Raw genomic sequence first — 21,127 nt, forward strand, 5'->3', positions numbered from 1 at the left:
GTGGATTATTTGTACTGCTCGAGCGCAGCGGAGGCCTTCTTCGCGGCATCCTCCGGGGTCGCCTTGCCGGTAACGACAGACTGCACCATCTCGATCATCGTATCCTGGAAGCCCTTGTAGTCGGTGAAGAGCGGCTCGGGACCACCATAGGCGATACCGTCGATCAGCGGCTTCCAGAAGGGGTCCTTGGCGACGAATTCATCAACCTTGGCCGACGGACGCAGCGGGGTGAGGCCAGCGCCGCCCTGCAACTCGTATTCGCCCTGCGGGCCGGGCGAAGTGATGAACTTGGCGAATTCGGTCGCCTTTTCTTCCACGCCGGTTCCCTTGAAGATCGCAAGGCTGTCGGTGATGAGCAGCGTGCCGGGACCCTTGGCTTCGGGGCCGAGCGGCAGCGTTGCAATGCCCCAGTTGATCTTGGTTTCCTGCAGGCGGGTTGCAGCACCCGAACCGGCCTGGATCATGCCAACCTTGCCATCAAGGAAGATGGCGCGGATTTCGTTCTGCTCGTAGGCCGTGGGACCTTCGACGGAATAAGGCGTGATGTCCTTGTAAGCCGTGAGGGCTGCAACGACCTGCGGGCTGTCGACGGTGATCTTGTCGCCGTCGATGACCTTGCCGTTATTGGTATAAACCCAGTGCATGAACTGGTGCATGGTGTTGTCGAAGGTCTTGGCGGGCAGGCCATAACCGGCAATGCCGGTCTTTTCCTTGATCTGCTTGGCGAAGGCGATTTCTTCAGCCCAGGTCTTCGGCGGCACTTCCGGGTCGAGACCGGCCTGCTTGAACAGATCCTTGTTCCAGTAGAGCGCCTTGGTCGAGAAAGCGACAGGCACGCCCCACTGCGTGTCCTCGAAGGTAACGGTGTCGACGATGTTGGGGTAATAGGTCTTCTTTTCGTCTTCCGTCATCGGCACCGGAACGATGAGATCGTTCTGCGCGAACTGCTTCAGCGTGCGCGAACCGACATAGGCCATGGCGACCGGGGTGCCGGCGGCAGCGAGCGTCGTTGCCTTGTCCTGGCACTGCGCCCAGCCAACGACCTCAGGAACAACCTTGAAGCCGGCATTCTTGCCTTCCCATTCCTTGATGTATTTTTCATGGATGGGGTCCATCTTGTCGCCGCAATAGATCCAGCTGATCTCCTTGTCGGCGGCATGTGCCGTCACCGTGGTAAGGGCAGTGGAACCGGCAAATGCGAATGCGCAAAGCGCCAATCCGTAATGTTTCAGTGCCATAATTAGTCTCCCGTTTTGGTGGTCGTTCCGGTTGTTGTTTATTTCACCGCGCCGGCGGTAAGCCCGCTGACGAGATATCGTTGCATGAAGAAGATCACGACCATGGCCGGCGCGATGCCGACGAAGCTGGCCGCCATCAACTCATTCCAGATGACTTCCTGGCGACCGAAATAGGCAAACAGGCCGATGGGCAGCGGCATATATTCGGTCTTGGAATTGAAGGTGAGCGCGAAGATGAACTGCTGGGCGTAAGCGCCGATGAAGGTGGTGATGGAGACGACGGCGATGCCCGGCATCGCCAGCGGCAGGATGATCCGGCGGAAAGTGTAGAAATAGCTCGCGCCATCCACATAGGCCGCCTCTTCCAGCTCCCGCGGAATGCGCAGCATATAGGTGCGCAGCAGCCAGATGGCGGTGGGGATCAGGAAGGCAGCGCCGGGAATGATCATTGCCAGATAGGTGTTCAGCACACCCATGTTGCGCATCAACCGGTAAAGCGGGATCAACAGAACGGCGCCCGAAAACATGTTGATGGCGAGAAACGCACCCAGCAGCTGTCCACGCCCGCGAAACTGGAACCGGGCAAAGGCATAGGATGCCGGCACCACCAGCAGGAGCACGATGATGGTTGAGATCGTCGAGATGAAGAAGGAGTTGAAGACGTACCGGGCAAAACCGGGAACGCTGACCCACATGGTCCGGTAGGCCTCGAAGGACCCGTTTTGCGGCCAGAACTTGTAGGGCGAGGAAAAGAGCAGGCTGAGCGGTTTCAGCGAAACCAGAAAACCTTCCACGAAGGGCGCCAGCACGAAGGTCAGGAATACGGCAATGCCGCAATAAATCCCGACCATTTCATACCACCTGTAGCGGTTGATCATCGCATTTTTGTCGGTCATCGGCTGGCCTCCTGCGAGATACGGCTGGTGATGCGGAAGTAGAAGTAGGTGAAGATCGACAGGAAGATGCAGATCAGTACGGCGCGGGCCGCACCTTCACCGTATTTGTAAGAGCCGATCGCCGTTTTATAGGTATCGATGATCATGGTCGTCGTCTGGCCGGTCGGGCCGCCCTGCGTCAGGATCCAGATGATATCGAACGAATTGAAGGTCGAAATCAGCGAGATCATCGACATGGTGATCATGGCGGGCAGCATCAGCGGCAACGTGATGCGGCGGAAGCGGTAAGCACGGCTGGCGCCGTCCGTCCACGCCGCCTCATAGAGGTCCTGCGGGATGGCCTGAATTGCCGCCAGCAGATAAAGCGTCACCATCGGCACGCCGATCCACACGTCGGTGATGATCGTCGCCCAGAAGGCCGTGTTGCCATAGGCAAGGAACGCGACCGGGCCGTTTACCAGACCGAGATTCTGCAGCACGCCGGAAATCATGCCAAACTGGCCGTTATACATCCAGCCCCACATGAAGATGCCGATAGCCATCGGCACGATCCATGGTGGCATCGTCAGGATACGGAACAGCGCCCGGCCGGGAACGGCCGAATTCAGGAGCACAGCACCAAATGTGCCGATGATCATCTTTATCGAGACGGAAAAGAACGTCCAGACAAAGGTCCGCGTGATGACATCGGCAAAGGTCGCGTTGAAGATTTTCTCGTAATTGATGAAACCCACCCAATTCGTCGTTTTTCTGAGCGACGCATCGGTAAACGACAGGATGAAGGTATCAACGAGCGGATAAGCAACGATAACCGTGATGTATAAAAGCGCCGGCAGAAGAAGAAGCCAGGCGAAGATGACCGCGCTGCGTTTCGCATCCATCGCAGCGCCCCCTTAAGCCGATTTCACGGCGGAGGATTTTGGCTGCCCATGGAGCGCCAAGTCATATTCATCCCAGACCGGCTTGAGGTCCACCACCTTGCGGCCGTGACGTGCCTCGTCCATGGCAAGCGCCAGAATGCCGGCCTCGATCGCATCGAGCGCGGAGACCGGCAAGGGCTCGCCCTTGACGATATGGGCGATCACATCCTCTGCCATCTGCTCGTCGGCGCCATAATGCTGCGAGAGGGTGGTGGCTGCCGAATAGGTCTTGGCCACGGTCTTTTCGTTGGTCCGAGCATTGTGCACGTTGAGGAAGCCGCGCACGAAGTCGCCCTCCGCCATGCCCTTGGCGCCGATCACGCAGAAGCGGCGGAAATCGTCGGGAACGTTGAGATTGGTATGGAACGCAAGCGACGCGCCATTTTCATATTCGACGATCGCCGTCTGGTAATCGATGATGTCGCCGTCGCTGTCGAAGACCTTTTCGGAACCCATCCAGCCGCTCGGCTTGCGATGGTAGACCTCCATGTCATTGATACCGTCATTTTGCGGGGCATTGGCAAGCGTGAAGCTCTTGCGACCACCGAAGCTCGATACGAACCGCGGCCGCGCACCGACGACACCATTATAAAGATCAAGATCGTGGCAGCATTTTTCCAGCATGAAGGAGCCGGAATAATGCTCATAGCGCCGCCAGTCACGCATGAAGAACGCGCCGTGATAGGGCGGAATATGTTCCGAGGCCTCGATGGAGACGACATCGCCCAGCTTGCCTTCGGCCTGCGCGGCCCGCAGATCGCGATAGAGCGGCGAATAACGCAGCACAAGGCCGACCAGCAGCCGCTCGTGGCCATGCTTGTTGAGCAATCGGGCAAGCTCAAGGCTCTCCTCGATGCTGACGACGATCGGCTTTTCACTGAAGATGGTGCAACCGGCTTCGAGCCCGAGGCGGATATGCTCCAGATGCATATGGTTCGGCGAACCGATCATCAGAAGATCGAATTTTTCGTTGGCGATCAGCTCCTCGGGGCTGTCATACGCCTTGCCGACCGAAATACCCTTTTCCTGCAGACCCGGCAGACCAGCCGGTGCGGGATCGACATAACCGACGATCTCGAAATCCTTGTCGATTTCATGAAAAACGTAGCCCAGATAACCGAGACGGAATCCGAGTCCGATAATTCCCACTTTCATGAACTTGTTCCCTGTTCATTCGTAATTCATTTTCGCAGAAGCGACCATTTCTACGTTGGTCATTCAGTTATCTGCGATAATTGCCTGCCACGATGAAATTAATTTTCACGACGGTCAAGTTAAATTCGATTTCGCACGCCCAACCCAGGACCGGAAGCCGATTTTTCCCAGCGATACGGATGCGCAACAGGGCGCCACCGATCACCGTTGCGAAAACAATACCAAAAAAATGCCAATCGTCTAGAGCAATATCTGCAACCGGAAAATTTTTTTGGTTAATGGATGAATTTCATGCATAAGGCCTCATTATTCGGCAAACTATCGAATAAAACCCTTATTAATCGTACAAATTCGTTAATGGTTCTATTTTGGTATTGCCGATTATGGCGCGTATGGTATAGCCAGAATTGGCACATTAGGTGCGACAGAGGTTATGGATGAACGGGGCAGTGCTTAATCTGGATGACCTGCAATCGGGAGGCGGCGGCCCGCTCTACCTGAAACTGCGTCAGACGATTGAGGACGCCATCAATGGCGGCCGCCTGAAACATGGTGACGCCCTGCCGCCCGAGCGGGACATTGCCGAAAGCGCCGGTGTCAGCCGAGTAACGGTACGCAAGGCGGTCGATGATCTGGTGCGCGACGGCCTGCTGGTCCGCAGGCACGGCTCCGGCACCTTCGTCGTCAAGCCCATCACCCGCATGCAACAGCCACTCACCAAGCTTACCTCGTTTACGGAAGACATGCGCCGGCGGGGAATGGCCGCAAGCACGCGCTGGCTGGACAGGGGTCTGTTCTATCCGACCGGCGACGAGATGATGGCGCTCGGCCTTTCCCAATCCGCCATGGTGGCGCGGCTTACCCGTCTGCGCCTTGCCAATGACCAGCCGATTGCGCTCGAAGTGACGAGCCTGCCCGGTGATCTCTTGCCCGACCCGCAGCTGGTCGAGAACTCGCTTTATCTGGAGCTTGAGAAAAACGGCATTCGCCCCGTCCGCGCCATTCAGCGCATTTCCGCCCGTAATCTCACGGATGAGGAAACGCTGCTGCTGGGCGTTCCGCCGGGCTCCGCCGCGCTGTCCGTTCAGCGCATGGCCTATCTGGAAAGCGGGCGGCTCATGGAAATATCCCGCGCCCTTTACCGCAGCGACGCCTATGACCTCGTCGCCGAATTGACGATGACCTCAGAGTGAAACACACCGATCAAGGACACGAAACGATGACAACCCTGATGCGCCAGGAAATCAACGAGATTCCCGATGCCGTCGCCCGTCTGCTGGACAATGCGAAAAAGGACTTTCAGGAAGCCGGCGGCCAGCTGAAGGTCCGCGACCCAGCCGTTATCGTCACAATTGCGCGGGGTTCTTCCGACCACGCCGCGCATTTCCTGAAATATGCGATCGAATTGCAGACCGGGCTGCCGGTGGCGTCGCTTGGGCCTTCACTCGCCTCCATCTACCAAACGAAACTGCGGCTGGAACGGGCGGCGGCCTTCGCCGTGTCTCAGTCAGGCAAAAGCCCTGATATCGTTGCGCTGGCGGAAAGTGCCTGCAAGGGCGGTGCACTCACCTTCTCTCTCGTCAACACCCTGCCCTCTCCGCTTGGCAATGCAGCCAATCAGGCAATCGACATCCAGGCGGGACCGGAAAAGGCTGTTGCCGCCACCAAATCCTTCGTCAACTCTATCGTTGCTGGCCTCGCAATCCTTGCCGAATGGACGGAAGACAACCTGCTCGCCAAGGCCGTCAGCGCCCTGCCGCAGAATTTCGCAAGAGCCGTTGCGCTCGACTGGAGCCAGATCGCCGAGGCGGTGAAGGGCGAAGAATCGCTTTATATGCTGGGCCGTGGCCCTGCCCTTGCCATTGCCGCAGAAGCCGCGCTGAAATGCAAGGAAACCTGCGAACTGCATGCCGAAGCCTATTCGTCGGCGGAGGTCATGCATGGCCCGGTCTCGCTGGTCGCACCGAAATTCCCGGTCATCGCCTTTGCCGCACGCGACCGCGCCGAGACCTCGGTGACGGATATCGCCGCAAATCTTGCCCATAAGGGCGCAAATGTTTTCGTCACATCCGCAAAAGGCAGCCCGGCCAAGCCCCTGCCCTTCGTCGAGACCAACCACCCGCTGACCGATGCCCTGTTGCTGATCGCACCGTTTTACGGCTTCATCGAGCAATTGTCGCGCGCGCGCGGCTTCAACCCGGATGCGCCGGCGGCATTGAAGAAGGTAACGGAAACCCAATGAGCGGCATAAAGGCATTTGTCGGCGCCCGCATTTTCGATGGCACCGCCTGGCATGATGGCAAGGTACTGCTGACCGGTGACGGACATGTCACCGACATCTCAGACAAGGTGCCCGCCGAAGTCGAAGTGATTGATGCGAACGGGCTGCTGATCGCGCCGGGCTTCATAGACCTTCAGGTCAATGGCGGCGGCGGGGTGATGTTCAACAACCAGCCGGATGTGGATGGCATCGCCCGGATCTGCTCCGCCCACGCAAAATTCGGCACCACGGCGCTGATGGTCACGCTCATCACCGACCGGCCGGATGTGACCTCCAAAGCAGCACAGGCGGGTATCGCCGCCGACAAGGCGCATGTGCCGGGTTTCCTCGGCCTGCATTTCGAGGGTCCGCATCTTTCCGTCGCACGCAAGGGCACCCATGATCCGGCGCTGATCCGAAAGATGGAGGCAGACGATCTTGAGGTTCTGACCCGTTGCAAGGCCGAGCTTTCCTTCGTGCTGACCACCATTGCCCCGGAAAACGTGACCAAGGAGCAGGTTGCAGCGCTCCGAAAAGCCGGCATCGTCGTCAGCCTTGGCCACACCGACACAGGCCTCGATGTGGCGACGGCCTATGCTGATGCCGGCGCTTCCATGGTGACCCATCTCTTCAACGCCATGAGTCCGCTTGGCCATCGTGAGCCGGGGCTGGTGGGAGCCGCACTCTCGAACGGAAAACTGGATTGCGGGCTGATCGCCGATGGTTTCCATGTCGATCCAGCCGCAATCGGCATTGCGCTGCGCGCCAAGAACGGCCCGGCCCGCATCTTCCTCGTCACCGATGCCATGTCCACCATCGGCACGGATGATGATGGCTTCGAACTGAACGGCCGGCGCGTCTATCGCAATGGCGGACGCCTGACGCTCGCCGATGGCACGCTGGCGGGGGCGGATATCGACATGCTGTCCTGCATCCGCTTCATGCATGAGAAAATGGACACGCCGCTGGAGGAGGCCTTGAGAATGGCCTCCGCTTATCCAGCAGAAGCCATCGGTGCGACGGCCAAGGGGAAACTCCAGCCCGGTTCCGATGCGGATTTCGTCGTGCTGACACCTGACCTTCAAATGCATTCCACATGGATCGGCGGAGAAAAAATCCACGATGCCGCCCGTTCCGGAGCCTGAACAATGATCGTTTGTTTCGATATTGGCGGAACGACCATCAAGGGGGCCATTGCTTATGCCCCGGATGATATTCGCCCCGTGCCGCGCATACCGACACCAAAAACCAGTTTCGAGGACTTCGCGGCCGGCCTTAAATCCGTCATCGACAATAGCGGCGGCACACCCGCCTGCGTGTCGCTGTCGATTGCCGGTGTCATCGATCCCGAAACCGGCAAGGCCACCGTTGCCAATATTCAGAGCATCCATGGCAAGGTGCTGAAGGACGAGTTGGAAAAGGCGCTCAACCTTCCCGTCATCGTATCAAACGATGCCGATTGTTTCGTGATCGCCGAATCGGAAATTGGCTCCGGACAGGGCCATCGCGTCGTCTTCGGCGTCATCCTGGGGACGGGTGTCGGCGGCGGGCTGGTTATCGATGGCAGGCTCATCAACAGCGATGGCGGCTTCGCCGGCGAATGGGGACACGGGCCGGTGGCAGCGACCCTGGCCGGCAATCCGCCGGTAGCGCTGCCGCGTTTTGAGTGCGGCTGCGGCCTCACCGGTTGCATTGATGCCATCGGCAGCGCCCGTGGCATGGAAAAGCTGCATCTGCATCTTCACCAGCAGGATATGACCAGCGAGGACATCATCTCCGCCTGGCAGGCGGGCGATGCGCAGGCCGCAAGAACCATCGATATTCTCGTTGATATTCTTGCCTCGCCACTCGCTATGGTGATCAATGTCACCGGGGCAACCATCGTGCCTGTCGGCGGCGGGCTTTCGAATTCGAGAGAGCTTCTGGCCGCCCTGGATGAGGCGGTCAGGGGCCGCGTTCTCAGGCGTTTCAACCGCCCGCTGGTCGTGCCTGCCATTTGCCGGATCGAACCGGGGCTGATCGGTTCCGCCGTCATCGGACTGAAATACGAGAAGGAAATCACCGTCCCTGCCTGAGCGGCCTTACGTCTCGATCTTTTCCCGGCGAAAGCCCAGCCCGACCAGCCGCCCGGTCAAATGGGCAAGAAGCGGAAATCGCATGAGCGCCAGCACAAGCGCCGGCGGACCTTTCGGCTTTTCCGGCTCCGCCGCCTGCCCCTTCTTGCGGCCGATGCGCATCATCCGCTGCAGAAATTGCGTGGCCTTGGTCGGGAAGGATCGTCGTTTCTCGATTGCGGCAAGATCATCATCACCAACGGGCCGGCCGGATAAAAATACCGGCACGAGCACATTGGCCGCAGCAACGGCATCCTGAACGGCCAGATTGACGCCCACACCGCCAACTGGGGACATGGCATGGGCAGCGTCCCCAATGCAGATCAGGCCGGGTTTCCACCAGCGCTTCAGCCGGTCGATGCGAACGGTTAGGAGATGCACGTCGTCCCAGTTGGTAAGCTCGTCCAGCCTCTCGCGCGGGAAAGGGCAGATTTCCGCCACCCTCTCCCTGAACGCCTCAAGTCCCTGCAGCTTTATGTCCGCGAAAAAGCCCTTGCGCACCACATAACCGCATTGCCAGTAATCGCCGCGGTTGATCATCACGAAACCCTGTCGCGAGCCGACATGACCCATGGTTTCGGTCGAATCGCCCGGCTGTTTTGAAAGGCGCATCCACAGCACCTCGGTCGGAATACCGAACCGCTGGATTTCCAGCCCCGCCGCTTCCCGGACGATGGAAGTGCGGCCATCCGCGCCCACCACCAGATCGGCGGCGATCTCGATCACACCATCCGCTGTATTGACGATCAGACCACCGACACGCCCGTCTCGCTCGATCAGGCCGGTGACCGGTGCATTCATCAGCAGCCGGAAGTTCTCATATTGCCCGGCCTTGCCGACGATGAAATTGAGAAAATCCCATTGCGGCATGAAGGCGATGAAACGATGACGGACCGGCAGCCGGGAAAAATCCGCGATCGTGATACGCTCGCCGCCGATAACCGCGTTCAGCCGTGGCGCACGGGTATGCGGCAGGCTGAGAAACTCGTCGATGAAACCCAGCTGCTCCATCAGTTCGAGCGTGGACGGGTGGATGGTGTCGCCGCGAAAATCGCGCAGGAAATCCCCATGTTTCTCGACCACCGTCACATCGATACCGCTGCGGGCAAGCAGCAGGCCAAGCATCACACCCGCCGGGCCTCCACCGGCAATGGCAACGGAGGTGCGGATGTGTTGAACCGCCTTACCGTCATTTTCCGGCGCGACTTTCGCTTCTTCCATCACATCTCTCCGTTTCCGCCCCGTTAAACGTCCCTATCGCGGATCCGCTACCGGAAGATTTGCATTTTTCGGCTGCGGCCAGCCATAGGCATCAAACCGAAACAGCATTTCGGACCGGGCGAAAATAAAAGCGAAGGCCATGGCCGTCCACATGCCGAGCAGCAGCCCGGCGGCGACATCGCTTGGATAATGCGCGCCAACGATGACACGCGAAACGCCGATGACAAGGGCGAATAAAAGGAAGGCCCAGCGGAAGCGCGGCATCAGCATGGCAAAAACACCGAAAAACGCGCCGGCAGCGGTCGAATGGCCGGAAGGAAAGCTCTCATAGAGATTATCCCCGGTAAACGGGGTGAGGCTATAGGCGCCCATTTCCAGGAAAAGCTCCGGCCGCGCCCGTCCGATCAGGAATTTCAGCGTATGGACGAGAATGCTTGCCGTTCCGATCGTCAGGAAAAAATAGGCGAGAAGCCGCCACGCGGTTCTCAAGCGTCCGGCATAGGTCTGCGCCTGCAAAACCCGTGCGCCGACATAGGCAAGAATGGCAAGAGCGCCCGTGGAATAGAGCATCCAGCTGAAGGTTCCAAAATCGGTGATGGCACGATTGAAGGAGATGATCGTTCCGGGCAGGGCCTGCGCGCTTTCGGAAAGACGAGGATCGAGAGGAATAAAGACCAGCACCAGCACAAGGCTTGCCGCAAAAATCCATCCGCTGGAAACCAGGAAACGTCGCATCTAAGTCCTCTCATCGTTTTTCTTGCATATGGCTTTGCCATCCGCAAAAACAATAGCCGGGCTTTATCCTTGTTATGGCTGATTTTCGCGAGTAGAGGCTAATGCATGTCACCGAAACCGTGCAGCGGTTTCGCAAGAATGACATGCTCCAAAAGGTGCGAACCGCACGATACTGACGGACCGAAGATGACGAATGCCAGTGAAATGCCACGCAAACTGACGATATTGGGTTCCACCGGTTCGATCGGCACCAGCACGCTGGATGTCGTGCATCAGCTGGGCGGCCGCGAGCAATTCCAGATCATGGCGCTGACCGGCGCGGGAAACATCGCACTTCTGGCAGAGCAGGCGCGTCAATTCGGCGCACAGATGGTGGTGACGGCCGAAGATGACAAATATGAAGAATTGAAATCCGCCCTTGCCGGCACCGGCATAAAAGTTGCGGCTGGCAAATCGGGCCTTGAAGAAGCGGCGTCGATGGATGCCGGCTGGGTGATGGCGGCGATTGCCGGGACGCCTGGCCTTGCCCCGACGCTGACAGCCGCCCGGCGTGGCGCCGATATCGCCCTTGCCAACAAGGAATGCCTCGTTTCAGCCGGTGATGTTTTTCTGCGCACGGTCAAACAGGGCGGCGGCAGGCTGATCCCGGTCGATAGCGAACATAGCGCGATTTTCCAGTGTCTGACGGGCGATCACAAGCAGGCGGTGGAGCGCATCGTGCTGACGGCCTCCGGCGGGCCATTCCGCACCTGGTCACGCGATGAGATGGCCAATGTCACGGCCGATATTGCCCGCGCCCATCCCAACTGGTCGATGGGACTGAAGGTCTCCATCGGCAGCGCCTCCATGTTCAACAAGGGGCTGGAAATGATCGAGGCGAAATACCTCTTCGACCTCAGACCCGATCAGGTGGAGGTGATCGTCCATCCGCAATCAATCGTGCACTCGATGGTCGGTTACAGCGACGGTTCCTATATCGCTCAGCTCGGCTCTCCCGACATGCGCACCGCCATTTCCTATGCCCTTACCTATCCTCAGCGCGGTCATCTCAACGTTGAGCGGCTGGATTTCGCAAAACTGGCGCGGCTCGATTTCGAGGCGCCGGATGAAACCCGCTTCCCCGCGCTGCGGCTCGCCCGTATGGCGCTGGAGCGTGGCGGTCTGCAGGGTGCCGCCCTGAACGCAGCGGAAGAAACCGCCTTTCATGCCTTCGTCGCGGGCAGCATCGGCTTCCTCGACATGGCCGAAATCGTCGAAACGGTCATGGACCGCATGCATGACGGCCGCTCAGCCGCCGCGATGGAAGATGTCTTCGCAGCGGATGAGGAAGCCCGACGCCACGCCCGTGAATTGATCTCCACCAAAGAAAAGGCCGCGTAAACGCGGCCCGATCTGCTTTTATTTGAATTAAGGCCTCACGCCACCGCCCGCGCCAGTGCACAATGCGACCAGAGCTGATGCAGCGCACCGACCAGCTGCTCGATATCGGCATCGGTATGCAGCGGCGTCGGGGTAATGCGCAGACGTTCTGTCTTGCGCGGCACGGTCGGGTAATTGATCGGCTGCACATAGACACCGTGACTGTCGAGCAGAATATCCGAAATCCATTTGCACTTCGCGGCATCACCCACCATGACAGGCACGATGTGGCTCGGATTATCCATATGCGGAATACCGCGAGCATCGAGAAGGCCGCGCAGCTTGCGAACCCGGTCCTGATGGCGGGCGCGCTCGAAGGGGCTTGCCTTCAGATGCTGGATCGAAGCAATGGCACCGGCGGCAAGCGACGGCGGCAGGGCCGTGGTGAAGATGAAGCCGGAGGCGAAGGAGCGGATGAAATCGCAGACCGCCGTAGAACCGGTAATATAGCCGCCCATGACGCCGAAGGCCTTGCCAAGCGTTCCCTCGATGATCGTCAGGCGATCCATCAGGCCTTCGCGCTCGGCAATGCCGCCACCGCGCGGACCATACATGCCAACGGCGTGAACTTCGTCGAGATAGGTCATGGCGCCATAACGGTCGGCCAGATCACAGATTTCCTTGATCGGCGCGATATCGCCATCCATCGAATAGACGGATTCAAAGGCGATGAGCTTCGGCGCGTTCGGATCGGCAGCCTTGAGCTTTGCCTCGAGATCTTCGAGATCGTTGTGCTTCCAGATCACCCGCTCGCAACGGCCATAACGAATGCCCTCGATCATCGAAGCATGGTTCAGCGCATCGGAGAAAATGATGAGGCCCGGAATCTTCTGGCCGAGTGTACCAAGTGTTGCCCAGTTGGACACATAACCCGAGGTGAAGATCAGCGCCGATTCCTTGCCGTGCAGATCGGCAAGTTCCTGTTCAAGAAGGACGTGATAATGGTTGGTACCAGAAATATTCCGGGTGCCTCCCGCACCCGCGCCACAGTGATCGATCGCCGCTTTCATGGCTTCGATGACTTTCGGGTTCTGGCCCATGCCGAGATAGTCGTTGGAGCACCAGACCGTTACGTCCTTGCGCTCGCCATTGGCGTTATACCGTGTCGCGCGGGGAAAATTGCCCTGCTGGCGTTCGATATCCGCAAAAACGCGATAACGTCCCTCAGAATGCAGGCTTTGCAGTTCCGTCGTGAAAAATGCCTCGAAGTCCATGCCATGCTCCAGAATTGACCAGACCGTTTTCCGCTCCGACACCGGGACCGTCAACCCTTTTGGGCCACTTTAACCGCGTCTGCGTCAATTCGCCGTTGTTTTGAACCATTCCAATAAACCGTTTATAGCCGCCGATGAAAAGTACAAAATTGATTCACATCAAAAAACCACGAATTTTGGAACCTTTTTCGCGTAGCCCCGTTGTCTGGCACGCAATCGATTTACGCGCGGAGGAATCCCCGAAACATGAGGCTTCCCTTAACGGCATCGAATTGTTAGTTATCTGTGGCGGTCGGAGGTAGCAGTCGCCGCAGATAAATATGGGACGCCTACCGAGCCGAAGAGCTCATTGTAACGTTGGAGAGAGTTTCATGAAAAAGGCAATCATATTTGCGCTGGTCGGCCTGTCGCTTGCAAGCTGCACGCAGACCGAAAAGGGTGCTTCGATCGGTGCCGTTTCCGGTGCGGTCCTTGGCGGCGCTATCACGGGCAATGTTCGTGGCGCGGCAGTGGGTGCAGCCATCGGCGGCGTAGGCGGTGCCTTGATCGGCAATGCTTCCGAGCCGGGCTATTGCTATTATCGCGACCAGTACGGTCAGCGTTACACGGCGCGTTGCCGTTAATCGCATCGCGAAATACCGTTGCACAGAAGCCCCGGTCACCCGGGGCTTTTTGCGTTAAGGCCGGCAAAACGCAAGCCGAAGGGTCCTCAACGCCGTTTATTTATGATTAAATTGCAATGTTAACGGACAGGAAACGGGTTGGAGCCAAAATAAATGCTCAACCATAAAGCAGCTTATGCAAAGAACACGAACTAAGCCGAAGACAGGTATTGCGTATCGGAAAGCTGGCACCGCACTTGCGGTTGCTTTCACGTTCGCCCTGTATCCGGTGTTTACCCGTGACGCCTTTGCCTTCAAACTGTTCGGCATGCGCCTCTGGGGTTCGGAAGAACCCGAGGTCGAGGTTATCAATCCCGTCAAATACGCCGTGACACTTGATGCAGGTGATGCAGACAAGTCGTTGAAAGGCAGCCTTGAAAACAGCTCGCTTCTTCTCGCCGACAAGGACAAGCCCGCCTCCGGCGATCTCGGCCTTCTGATTAAGGCGAGAGACGACAGGGACAGGCTGATCGCGGCGCTTTACGAAAATGCCCGTTACGGCGGCATCGTCAAGATCACCGTCGCCGGCAGGGATGTGGATGCCCTGCCGCCAAATCCCGTCTTTGATCACAGCGCGCCCGTACCAGTGGTCATAACGGTGACGCCAGGTCCGAAATTCACGCTCGGCAGCGTCCGGCTCGAAGGTGACGTGACGGGCCGTAACCTCGAGGAATACGGCCTCGTCACCGGCGGAGATGCCGGGTCTCTGGCGATCATCCGCGCCGGCAACAAGCTGATCGACGATCTGAAGGCGGAAGGCCGGCCGCTCGCAAAGCTGACGAAGCGCGAGGCGGTCGCCAATCATGCGACGAACACGGTCGACATCACGATGGCAGCTGAAGGTGGGCCTGTTGCGCCCCTGGGCGAAGTCGCCGTCACCGGCGAAAAAACCGTCGACGGTGATTTCATCCGCCGTTATTCGCGCCTCAATGGCGGCGAACCCTATTCGCCGGAAAAGCTGCGCAAGGCCGCGGACCGGCTGCGCCAGCTGGGCGTCTTCTCCAGCCTGACGATCAAGGAAGCGGGCACGCTGGCGCGCGACGGCACCATTCCGCTCACCATCGAAGTGTCTGAAGGCAAGCACCGTTATTTCGGTGTCGGCGCGCAATATTCCACCACGGAGGGCATCGGCCTCCAGGGTTATTGGGGTCACCGGAACCTGTTCGGACAGGCGGAGTCGCTGCGTATCGAAGGCTCCGTCTCACGCATCGCCGAGGCATCCAGCGTCGAAGGCATGGATTATTCAGCTGGCATTACCTTCACCAAGCCCGGCATGTTCAACCCGCGCACCACCTTCAAGACAAGCCTGATCGCCAAGACAGAACATCCCGACACATACGATGCCAAGACGGTGACGGGCACGGCCGGCTTTGCCTATGAGCTCAACGATACCGACACCGCCGCCGCGGGCCTCGAAGTACAGTGGGCCGATACCGAAGACGCCTTCGGCAAGAACGAATATCTGACGACCTCCATCCCGCTGGAATTCGTTCGCGATACGCGCGACGACAAGCTCAATCCCACCGAAGGTTTTCGTGCTTCGATAGCCGCCAAGCCCAGCTATGAGGCGCTGAACGGCACGTTCTTCTCGTCGTTCGAAGGCTCGATCAGCGGTTACAAGGGGCTCGGCGCGGAAGATCGGCTGATCATGGCCGGAAAGCTTTCCGGCGGCGTGCTCGTCGGCGGCAGCGACCTGCAGGACATCCCCACCACCCGGCGCTTTTATGCCGGCGGCGGCGGATCGGTGCGCGGTTACAGCTATCAGGAAATATCACCTTATAATGCAGCAGGCGACGCAACCGGCGGCCGCTCTTATGTGGTAGGGTCCGTGGAAGCCCGCATCAAGGTCACCGATACCATCGGCATCGTGCCTTTCATCGATGCGGGTGTAGTCTCGGAAGATGTGGCGCCAGATTTTTCCGATATCCGGGCAGGCGCCGGCATCGGCCTGCGTTACGCAACGCCCTTCGGGCCTTTGCGTCTCGACGTTGCCATGCCGCTTGATAAATATGAGGGCGGTAACAGTTTCGGCATTTATGCTGGCATCGGCCAGTCTTTTTAAACACCGCCATCGAACACCCTTAAAGCAGAGTGTAGATTACCTTTGATGAAAACGTTGATTCGATTGCTGAAATGGCTGGGCTACGTTGCCTTGTGCGGCGTGGTGCTGGTGCTGCTTGCGGTTCTGTTCGTCGGATTTACACCGATGGGCGCCAGAATTGCAGCAAAGCAGATTTCAGCACTTGTATCGACGCCCGATCAGACAATCGAGATTTCCCCCCCGAGCGGCCTTTTGACCGGCCGCCTGCGGCTCGACAACGTCACCCTTTCGGACCGACAGGGACCCTATGCCCGCGTGAACCAGATCGCCGTCGACTGGTCGCCGCTCTCGCTTCTTGCCGGAACCTTTCATGCCGACCGGGTCTCGGCCGGATCGATCGACGTCGAGCGTAAACCGCTTGCCTCCGAGCAGACGACGACCAAAAGCTCCGGCAGTTCTTCGCTGCCGATTGAAGTCGGCATCGATAATTTCAGCTTTCCAGATATCAGCCTTGGGCAATCACTTCTCGGCAGCCCTTTCGAGTTGACGGCCGAAGGCAATCTCAAGGCCGCCCGTGACGATATCAGGCTGTCGCTTACAGCCCATCGGATGAATGCGGTGGATGCCGCCGTGAATGCCGACATCGCCTTCCTGCCGAATGAAAATGTGTTGAAGCTGAAAGCGGAGATGAAAGAGCCCGAAGGCGGGCTTCTCGCCACGCTGCTTTCGCTGCCCGGTACGCCCGCAGTGGCGATCGATGTGAACGGCGAAGGGCCGCTTTCCAACTGGACCGGCACGCTGCGCGGCAATGTCGCCGGTAACCCCGTCGTCAATGTTAACGGCCGCCATATTCTTGGCGATGACGGCACGCGCCGTATCGAGATCGCGGGCGGTGGTCAGCCGGATCTGCTCCTCCCCCCCGCCTTCCGCCAGCTTTTTGCCGGTGAGACGAAGCTCGATGCAAACGCCACGCTGTCACCGCAGGGCCGCATCGAAATCGGCAGCAGTACGCTGGAGACCGGCGCATTGTTGCTGACCGCTTCCGGCACCATCGATCCGAACGGTCAAAACGATCTCGCCGCCAACCTCATCGGCACCGCCGGTCCCGTTGATTTCCGCTGGCCTCTCAGCAATGGCGAAGTTCAGGCCCTCATCAACGGCCTCGACCTTTCCCTGAAGGGCAACGCGGATGCCGCGCATCTGAAGACCACAGCATCATTGCGCAGCCTTGCCCTGCCCCAGGGCCGGCTTGACGACGTCAAACTGACGGCCGAAAGCACCGACCTCAACATCGCCAGCCGCAGCGGCACCATCGCCACCGTCCTGTCAGTTACGCAATCATCCTTTGTCAGCCCTGATATCGACCGGCTGGTGCGTGCGCCACTCACCATCAAGGCACCACTCAGCCTCACCTCTTCCGCCATCGGCTTTGACGGTGCAACGCTCGAAAGCGCCAGTGTCGGCGGAACCCTGAACGGCAGTTTTGATCTCGCCAATAACCGCCTGACCTCCAGCGTGCAGCTCTTCGCCCTGCCGGCCACCCTGCCGCCGGCGCTGGTAGAAAAATTCGACACTACAATCGCCCTGCAGGGCGATATCGACCTGACCATTGGCGGGCGCATCAGCGTTGAGAACCTCACCGTCAAATCCGGAACGATCGAAGCGGCCGGCAATGTCAGCCTGGAAAACGATGCGTTAAACGCCAGCCTGACCGGCAGATTCCCCGCTCTCGAAAAGCTGACACCGCAGGCAAAGGGTGTCGCCGAGTTTGCAATCGATGCCACCGGTGCAATTTCCGCACCGGATTTCAACGTCACCCTGAGTTCTGAAAGCGCAGTTCTCGCCGGACGAACCCTCGAAGCGTTGAAAATCAATGCTGCAGGCAAGGCGGATCCCGCAGCACCGCAGGCGAAACTCACCGCCAGCGGCAGCCTCGACCGGCAGAAGATCGACGCCAACGCCAATGTGGTGCAAACGGAAAACGGTACGGCGATACCTGAGCTGCATGTGGCCGTCGGCCGCAACCTGCTGAACGGGCAGTTGCAATTCTCGCAGCAATTCCTGCCGACAGGCAATCTTTCCTTCAATTTCCCAGATCTTGCCCTGCTGGCCGCACTTGCCGCGCAGCAGGCGGATGGCGATATTGCCGGCGATATCGCGCTGAGCAACGCCAATGGCCGGATCGCCGCAACGATAAAGGCCAATGGCGGCAGCATCCGTCAGGGCACGACGACAATCTCCAAGCTCGCCGCCGATATCTCCATCGACGACCTGCAGGCGCTCGCCATCAATGGCAAGGTCAGTGCCGACAGCGTCAATGCCGGCGCCGCCTCGATTTCCGGCCTGAACGCCACCATCGGCCATTCCGGCACGACAACGCAATTCGACGTCAACGGCCGTTACGACAATGCACCGCTGGTGGTGAAGGGCAGCGCCGATACCGGCGGAACGCCGATGACGGTAAGGCTCGACGCCTTTTCCGCCGCCCCCAAGGGCATTGCCGTGCGGCTTGAAAAACCAAGCATCATTGCAATCCAGAATGGCACGGCGCGCATCTCCGATCTGACCATCATCACCGGCGACGGGCGCATTGAGGTCAACGGCACCGCCGGATCGGCGCTCGACATCAATGCCGACATCCGTTCGCTTCCCGCCAGTCTTGCAAACGCCTTTGCTGCCGGGCTGGATGCGGCAGGCAGCATATCCGGCACCGTCAGCGCCAAGGGCGCGGCATCCGACCCCTCGGTCGATTATAATCTCAATTGGGCGAATGCCGAGGTCTCACAGACCCGCGCCACCGGGCTCGCAGCGCTGGGCATCAAGGCGAACGGCCGTTTCGCCGGCGGTACGCTGCAGATCGACACCAACGTGACCGGCCAGGGCGGCATGGCGCTCTCGGGCGGCGGTTCTCTCGGCATCGCCGGCAATCGCCCGCTCTCCATGGCCTTTACCGGAAGGCTGCCTTTCTCCGCTGTCGCGGCGCAGACCGCCGCCCAGGGTCTTGATGTGGACGGCACGGCTGCCATCGACGTAAAAATTTCCGGCAGCGCCACAGCACCTGTTATTACCGGCAGCATCACCACCGATGGCACACGCCTGACCGACGTGCGCCGCAACCTGACCGTCAACGGACTGGGCGCAACCATCACCTTCGATCGCGACCGCGCTGTCATCTCCCGTTTGACGGGTAAGCTGGCGGGCGGCGGAACGATTTCAGGAACAGGCAGCGTCGGTATTGCCGGCGGGTCGGGCTTCCCGGCCGATATTTCGATCACGCTGGATCGTGCCGGCTATAATGATGGAACATTGGTAACCACGGTGGTGAGCGGCACGCTGACGCTAAAAGGTCCGCTGCTGAACTCGCCAGTTCTGGGTGGCAACCTGACGCTGGATAGAAGCGCCATCACCATTCCGGAAAAACTCCCGGCCTCGCTGACGGAAATCGACGTCAAGCATAAGAACGCCCCGCCAAAGGTACGTGCGCAGGCGAAAGCGCTAGGGGGCGATCAGGGCGGCAGCGGCAGTTCCTCCACCATCAATCTCGATCTGCAGGTGAATGCACCGAGTGGCATCTTCGTGCGCGGTCGCGGCATCGACGCGGAACTGACCGGCAATCTGACGATCCGCGGCACGGCGGCCGTTCCGGTCATTTCCGGCGGCTTTGAAATGCGCCGCGGCCGGCTGGAAATCCTCACCCGTCGTCTTGATTTCACCACCGGCAACATCAGCTTCGGTGGTGGCCTCATCCCGGTTCTCGATATGAAGGCGGACTCGACGGTTGGTTCAACCACCGTCACGGTTGCGGTTTCCGGCAATGCCAACGACCCGACATTCGCCTTCTCCTCGGCCCCTGCCCTGCCGCAGGATGAAGTCATGGCGCAGCTGATCTTTGGCCAGTCCATGTCGAAACTCTCCGCCCTGCAGATCGCCCGGCTGGCAGATGCCGCGGCCCAGCTGGCCGGCGGTCGCTCAACCTCGCTGTTCGACAAGCTCAGAAGCAATCTCGGCGTCGATGATCTGGATATTTCCACCGATTCAGAGGGTCAGGCCCGCGTTTCCGCCGGCAAATATCTGAATGAGAGAACCTATCTCGAACTGCAGCAGAGCGGTGAATCCGGTGCCAAAGCCATCATCAACCTTGATGTCGGGCGCGGCGTGAAACTGCGCGGTGAGGCGGGCGGCGATGGCGAAGGCGCAGCCGGTATATTTTACGAGAAAGAATACTGAGCACGCCAGTAAAAATGCGTAGCGGGTTTACGTCCAGACAATGCGTAAATCAAAAAGAAAGTGTTTTCGCGATTCGAAGAAAACGAAAACACTTCAGAGCCGTTCGCATTTAGGTTTGCGAAACCATCTCATGTTACGAATCTTCCATTGAAGACGGAAATAGTATTTCCGGCTGTTCAGGCACCAGGCAGAACGCCAAATCCGCATATGCAAGTGTCGGTGCACTTGCGCCGGCCTCCACAGCGAGCATTGGGAAGAATTCTGATGGCAATGATAAACTCTACCAATTTTGGCGGTGAGACGCTGGAAATCATCGCGTTCCGCCTGCACGATCAGGAATTCTGCGTGAAGACGACGACTATCCGCGAAATTCGCGGCTGGGCGCCTTCCACGCCTATTCCCCACGCGCCGAAAGACGTTATCGGCGTCATGAACCTGCGCGGCTCGGTCATTCCGATCATCGATCTGGCCCACAAGCTCGGCATGAAGAGCACCGTCGCCAATGAAAGAAGCGCCATCGTGGTGGCTGAAGTGCACAACATGGTCATCGGCATGCTGGTTGACCGCGTGTCCGACATCCTGACGATCCCGGCAAACCAGGTTCAGCCGGTTCCGGAAATCTCCGCCTCTTTCGACAAGTCCTATTCCGAAGGCATCATCGCCAACGAACATGGCATGATCTGCTTCCTGAATCTTGCAAAGATGTTCAAGGGAACGGAAGCGGAAGATCTCGCGGCTTAACCCTCAAAGGTTTGCATTCTGACGCAGACAAAAGAGACGAGCCCGTTTCGTTCCAGATATCGACAATCAGGCCAGACCGCCGGAGCATCGCCCGGCGGTTTTGTTTTTTCTATTCCTGTGTTTTGTAAATAAGAACATTTTAATATTATAGATATCTAATATTAAAAGCTGAAAATCAGTACCGCACCGACACGCATCTCGCGGGTCCGATACCTGACCTAGGCCGACAAGACGCAAGTGCCTGCATTGCCGCTTTTGGCGGCAAACCTGTTCGTTGTTCAACA

The 21,127-nt window shown here is 58.8% G+C and carries 16 protein-coding genes; 9 read left to right on the forward strand and 7 right to left on the reverse strand.

The genetic code is table 11. The features are described from left to right. Window positions 1-5 precede the first annotated feature (5 nt). Genes PL640_RS15060 through PL640_RS15075 form a run of 4 tightly spaced genes read right to left on the reverse strand, consistent with a single transcriptional unit; the run spans window position 6 to window position 4,209 of the window. On the reverse strand, window positions 6-1,238 hold the full coding sequence (locus tag PL640_RS15060; protein WP_142842324.1) for an ABC transporter substrate-binding protein: 1,233 nt from the start codon (window positions 1,236-1,238) through the stop codon (window positions 6-8). Window positions 1,239-1,276: 38 nt separating this feature from the next. Then, window positions 1,277-2,134, reverse strand: a complete 858-nt coding sequence (locus PL640_RS15065) for a carbohydrate ABC transporter permease (protein ID WP_142842323.1) — start codon at window positions 2,132-2,134, stop codon at window positions 1,277-1,279. Further along, a complete protein-coding gene (locus PL640_RS15070; protein ID WP_052818771.1) occupies window positions 2,131-3,015 on the reverse strand; it encodes a carbohydrate ABC transporter permease in 885 nt (294 codons plus the stop codon). Before PL640_RS15070 ends, PL640_RS15065 begins: the two co-directional genes overlap by 4 nt. A 12-nt stretch (window positions 3,016-3,027) precedes the next feature. Beyond that, on the reverse strand, window positions 3,028-4,209 hold the full coding sequence (locus PL640_RS15075; RefSeq protein WP_142842322.1) for a Gfo/Idh/MocA family protein: 1,182 nt from the start codon (window positions 4,207-4,209) through the stop codon (window positions 3,028-3,030). A 437-nt stretch (window positions 4,210-4,646) separates the two neighbouring features. On the opposite strand from PL640_RS15075, the gene PL640_RS15080 reads away from it, so the two are divergent. From PL640_RS15080 to PL640_RS15095, 4 genes are read left to right on the forward strand one after another with little or no spacing between them, the layout of a single operon-like run. Continuing rightward, complete coding sequence (locus PL640_RS15080) at window positions 4,647-5,402, forward strand: GntR family transcriptional regulator (RefSeq protein ID WP_142842320.1); 756 nt, start codon at window positions 4,647-4,649, stop codon at window positions 5,400-5,402. Window positions 5,403-5,428: 26 nt separating this feature from the next. After that, window positions 5,429-6,451 (forward strand): SIS domain-containing protein, encoded by a 1,023-nt coding sequence (locus PL640_RS15085; RefSeq protein WP_271362471.1) that lies wholly within the window; start codon window positions 5,429-5,431, stop codon window positions 6,449-6,451. Beyond that, window positions 6,448-7,614: an N-acetylglucosamine-6-phosphate deacetylase gene (nagA, locus tag PL640_RS15090; protein WP_271362472.1), complete on the forward strand. Its 1,167-nt coding sequence runs from the start codon at window positions 6,448-6,450 to the stop codon at window positions 7,612-7,614. The genes PL640_RS15085 and nagA overlap by 4 nt, the downstream gene beginning before the upstream one ends. Window positions 7,615-7,617: 3 nt before the next feature. Further along, window positions 7,618-8,544, forward strand: a complete 927-nt coding sequence (locus tag PL640_RS15095) for an ROK family protein (protein ID WP_271362473.1) — start codon at window positions 7,618-7,620, stop codon at window positions 8,542-8,544. A gap of 6 nt (window positions 8,545-8,550) precedes the next feature. Here the strand turns inward: PL640_RS15095 and PL640_RS15100 are convergent, their stop codons facing one another. Continuing rightward, window positions 8,551-9,804: an FAD-dependent oxidoreductase gene (locus tag PL640_RS15100; protein ID WP_271362474.1), complete on the reverse strand. Its 1,254-nt coding sequence runs from the start codon at window positions 9,802-9,804 to the stop codon at window positions 8,551-8,553. 33 nt (window positions 9,805-9,837) lie between these two features. Continuing rightward, a complete protein-coding gene (locus PL640_RS15105) occupies window positions 9,838-10,539 on the reverse strand; it encodes a phosphatase PAP2 family protein (protein ID WP_271362475.1) in 702 nt (233 codons plus the stop codon). A 186-nt stretch (window positions 10,540-10,725) separates the two neighbouring features. Between PL640_RS15105 and PL640_RS15110 the strand changes: the two genes are divergently transcribed. Then, window positions 10,726-11,919 carry a 1-deoxy-D-xylulose-5-phosphate reductoisomerase gene (locus tag PL640_RS15110; protein ID WP_271362476.1) on the forward strand — a complete coding sequence of 398 codons (1,194 nt, stop codon included), beginning with the start codon at window positions 10,726-10,728 and terminating at the stop codon, window positions 11,917-11,919. A gap of 35 nt (window positions 11,920-11,954) precedes the next feature. On the opposite strand, the gene hemA is transcribed toward PL640_RS15110, so the two are convergent. Continuing rightward, a complete protein-coding gene (hemA, locus tag PL640_RS15115) occupies window positions 11,955-13,172 on the reverse strand; it encodes a 5-aminolevulinate synthase (RefSeq protein ID WP_142842313.1) in 1,218 nt (405 codons plus the stop codon). Between the two features lie 371 nt (window positions 13,173-13,543). Between hemA and PL640_RS15120 the strand changes: the two genes are divergently transcribed. The 4 genes from PL640_RS15120 to PL640_RS15135 all read left to right on the forward strand — a co-directional run bounded on the left by PL640_RS15120 (window position 13,544) and on the right by PL640_RS15135 (window position 20,843). Next, window positions 13,544-13,795: a YMGG-like glycine zipper-containing protein gene (locus PL640_RS15120; protein ID WP_003492347.1), complete on the forward strand. Its 252-nt coding sequence runs from the start codon at window positions 13,544-13,546 to the stop codon at window positions 13,793-13,795. Window positions 13,796-13,970: 175 nt separating this feature from the next. After that, window positions 13,971-15,896, forward strand: a complete 1,926-nt coding sequence (locus tag PL640_RS15125; protein ID WP_271362478.1) for an autotransporter assembly complex protein TamA — start codon at window positions 13,971-13,973, stop codon at window positions 15,894-15,896. A 45-nt stretch (window positions 15,897-15,941) separates the two neighbouring features. Further along, entirely contained in the window at window positions 15,942-20,102 is a 4,161-nt protein-coding gene (locus PL640_RS15130) for a translocation/assembly module TamB domain-containing protein (RefSeq protein ID WP_271362479.1), read from the forward strand. A 264-nt stretch (window positions 20,103-20,366) separates the two neighbouring features. Next, window positions 20,367-20,843, forward strand: a complete 477-nt coding sequence (locus PL640_RS15135) for a chemotaxis protein CheW (RefSeq protein WP_003504949.1) — start codon at window positions 20,367-20,369, stop codon at window positions 20,841-20,843. Window positions 20,844-21,127: the final 284 nt, after the last annotated feature.

The sequence above is a fragment of the Agrobacterium sp. ST15.16.024 genome (assembly GCF_027956545.1).
GTDB lineage: Bacteria > Pseudomonadota > Alphaproteobacteria > Rhizobiales > Rhizobiaceae > Agrobacterium > Agrobacterium cucumeris.

Coding starts and splice junctions, on each gene's coding strand:
- PL640_RS15060 (WP_142842324.1), bottom strand. CDS start 1,238: ATGGCACTGAAACATTACGGATTGGCGCTTTGCGCATTCGCATTTGCC.
- PL640_RS15065 (WP_142842323.1), bottom strand. CDS start 2,134: ATGACCGACAAAAATGCGATGATCAACCGCTACAGGTGGTATGAAATG.
- PL640_RS15070 (WP_052818771.1), bottom strand. CDS start 3,015: ATGGATGCGAAACGCAGCGCGGTCATCTTCGCCTGGCTTCTTCTTCTG.
- PL640_RS15075 (WP_142842322.1), bottom strand. CDS start 4,209: ATGAAAGTGGGAATTATCGGACTCGGATTCCGTCTCGGTTATCTGGGC.
- PL640_RS15080 (WP_142842320.1), top strand. CDS start 4,647: ATGAACGGGGCAGTGCTTAATCTGGATGACCTGCAATCGGGAGGCGGC.
- PL640_RS15085 (WP_271362471.1), top strand. CDS start 5,429: ATGACAACCCTGATGCGCCAGGAAATCAACGAGATTCCCGATGCCGTC.
- nagA (WP_271362472.1), top strand. CDS start 6,448: ATGAGCGGCATAAAGGCATTTGTCGGCGCCCGCATTTTCGATGGCACC.
- PL640_RS15095 (WP_271362473.1), top strand. CDS start 7,618: ATGATCGTTTGTTTCGATATTGGCGGAACGACCATCAAGGGGGCCATT.
- PL640_RS15100 (WP_271362474.1), bottom strand. CDS start 9,804: ATGGAAGAAGCGAAAGTCGCGCCGGAAAATGACGGTAAGGCGGTTCAA.
- PL640_RS15105 (WP_271362475.1), bottom strand. CDS start 10,539: ATGCGACGTTTCCTGGTTTCCAGCGGATGGATTTTTGCGGCAAGCCTT.
- PL640_RS15110 (WP_271362476.1), top strand. CDS start 10,726: ATGACGAATGCCAGTGAAATGCCACGCAAACTGACGATATTGGGTTCC.
- hemA (WP_142842313.1), bottom strand. CDS start 13,172: ATGGACTTCGAGGCATTTTTCACGACGGAACTGCAAAGCCTGCATTCT.
- PL640_RS15120 (WP_003492347.1), top strand. CDS start 13,544: ATGAAAAAGGCAATCATATTTGCGCTGGTCGGCCTGTCGCTTGCAAGC.
- PL640_RS15125 (WP_271362478.1), top strand. CDS start 13,971: ATGCAAAGAACACGAACTAAGCCGAAGACAGGTATTGCGTATCGGAAA.
- PL640_RS15130 (WP_271362479.1), top strand. CDS start 15,942: ATGAAAACGTTGATTCGATTGCTGAAATGGCTGGGCTACGTTGCCTTG.
- PL640_RS15135 (WP_003504949.1), top strand. CDS start 20,367: ATGGCAATGATAAACTCTACCAATTTTGGCGGTGAGACGCTGGAAATC.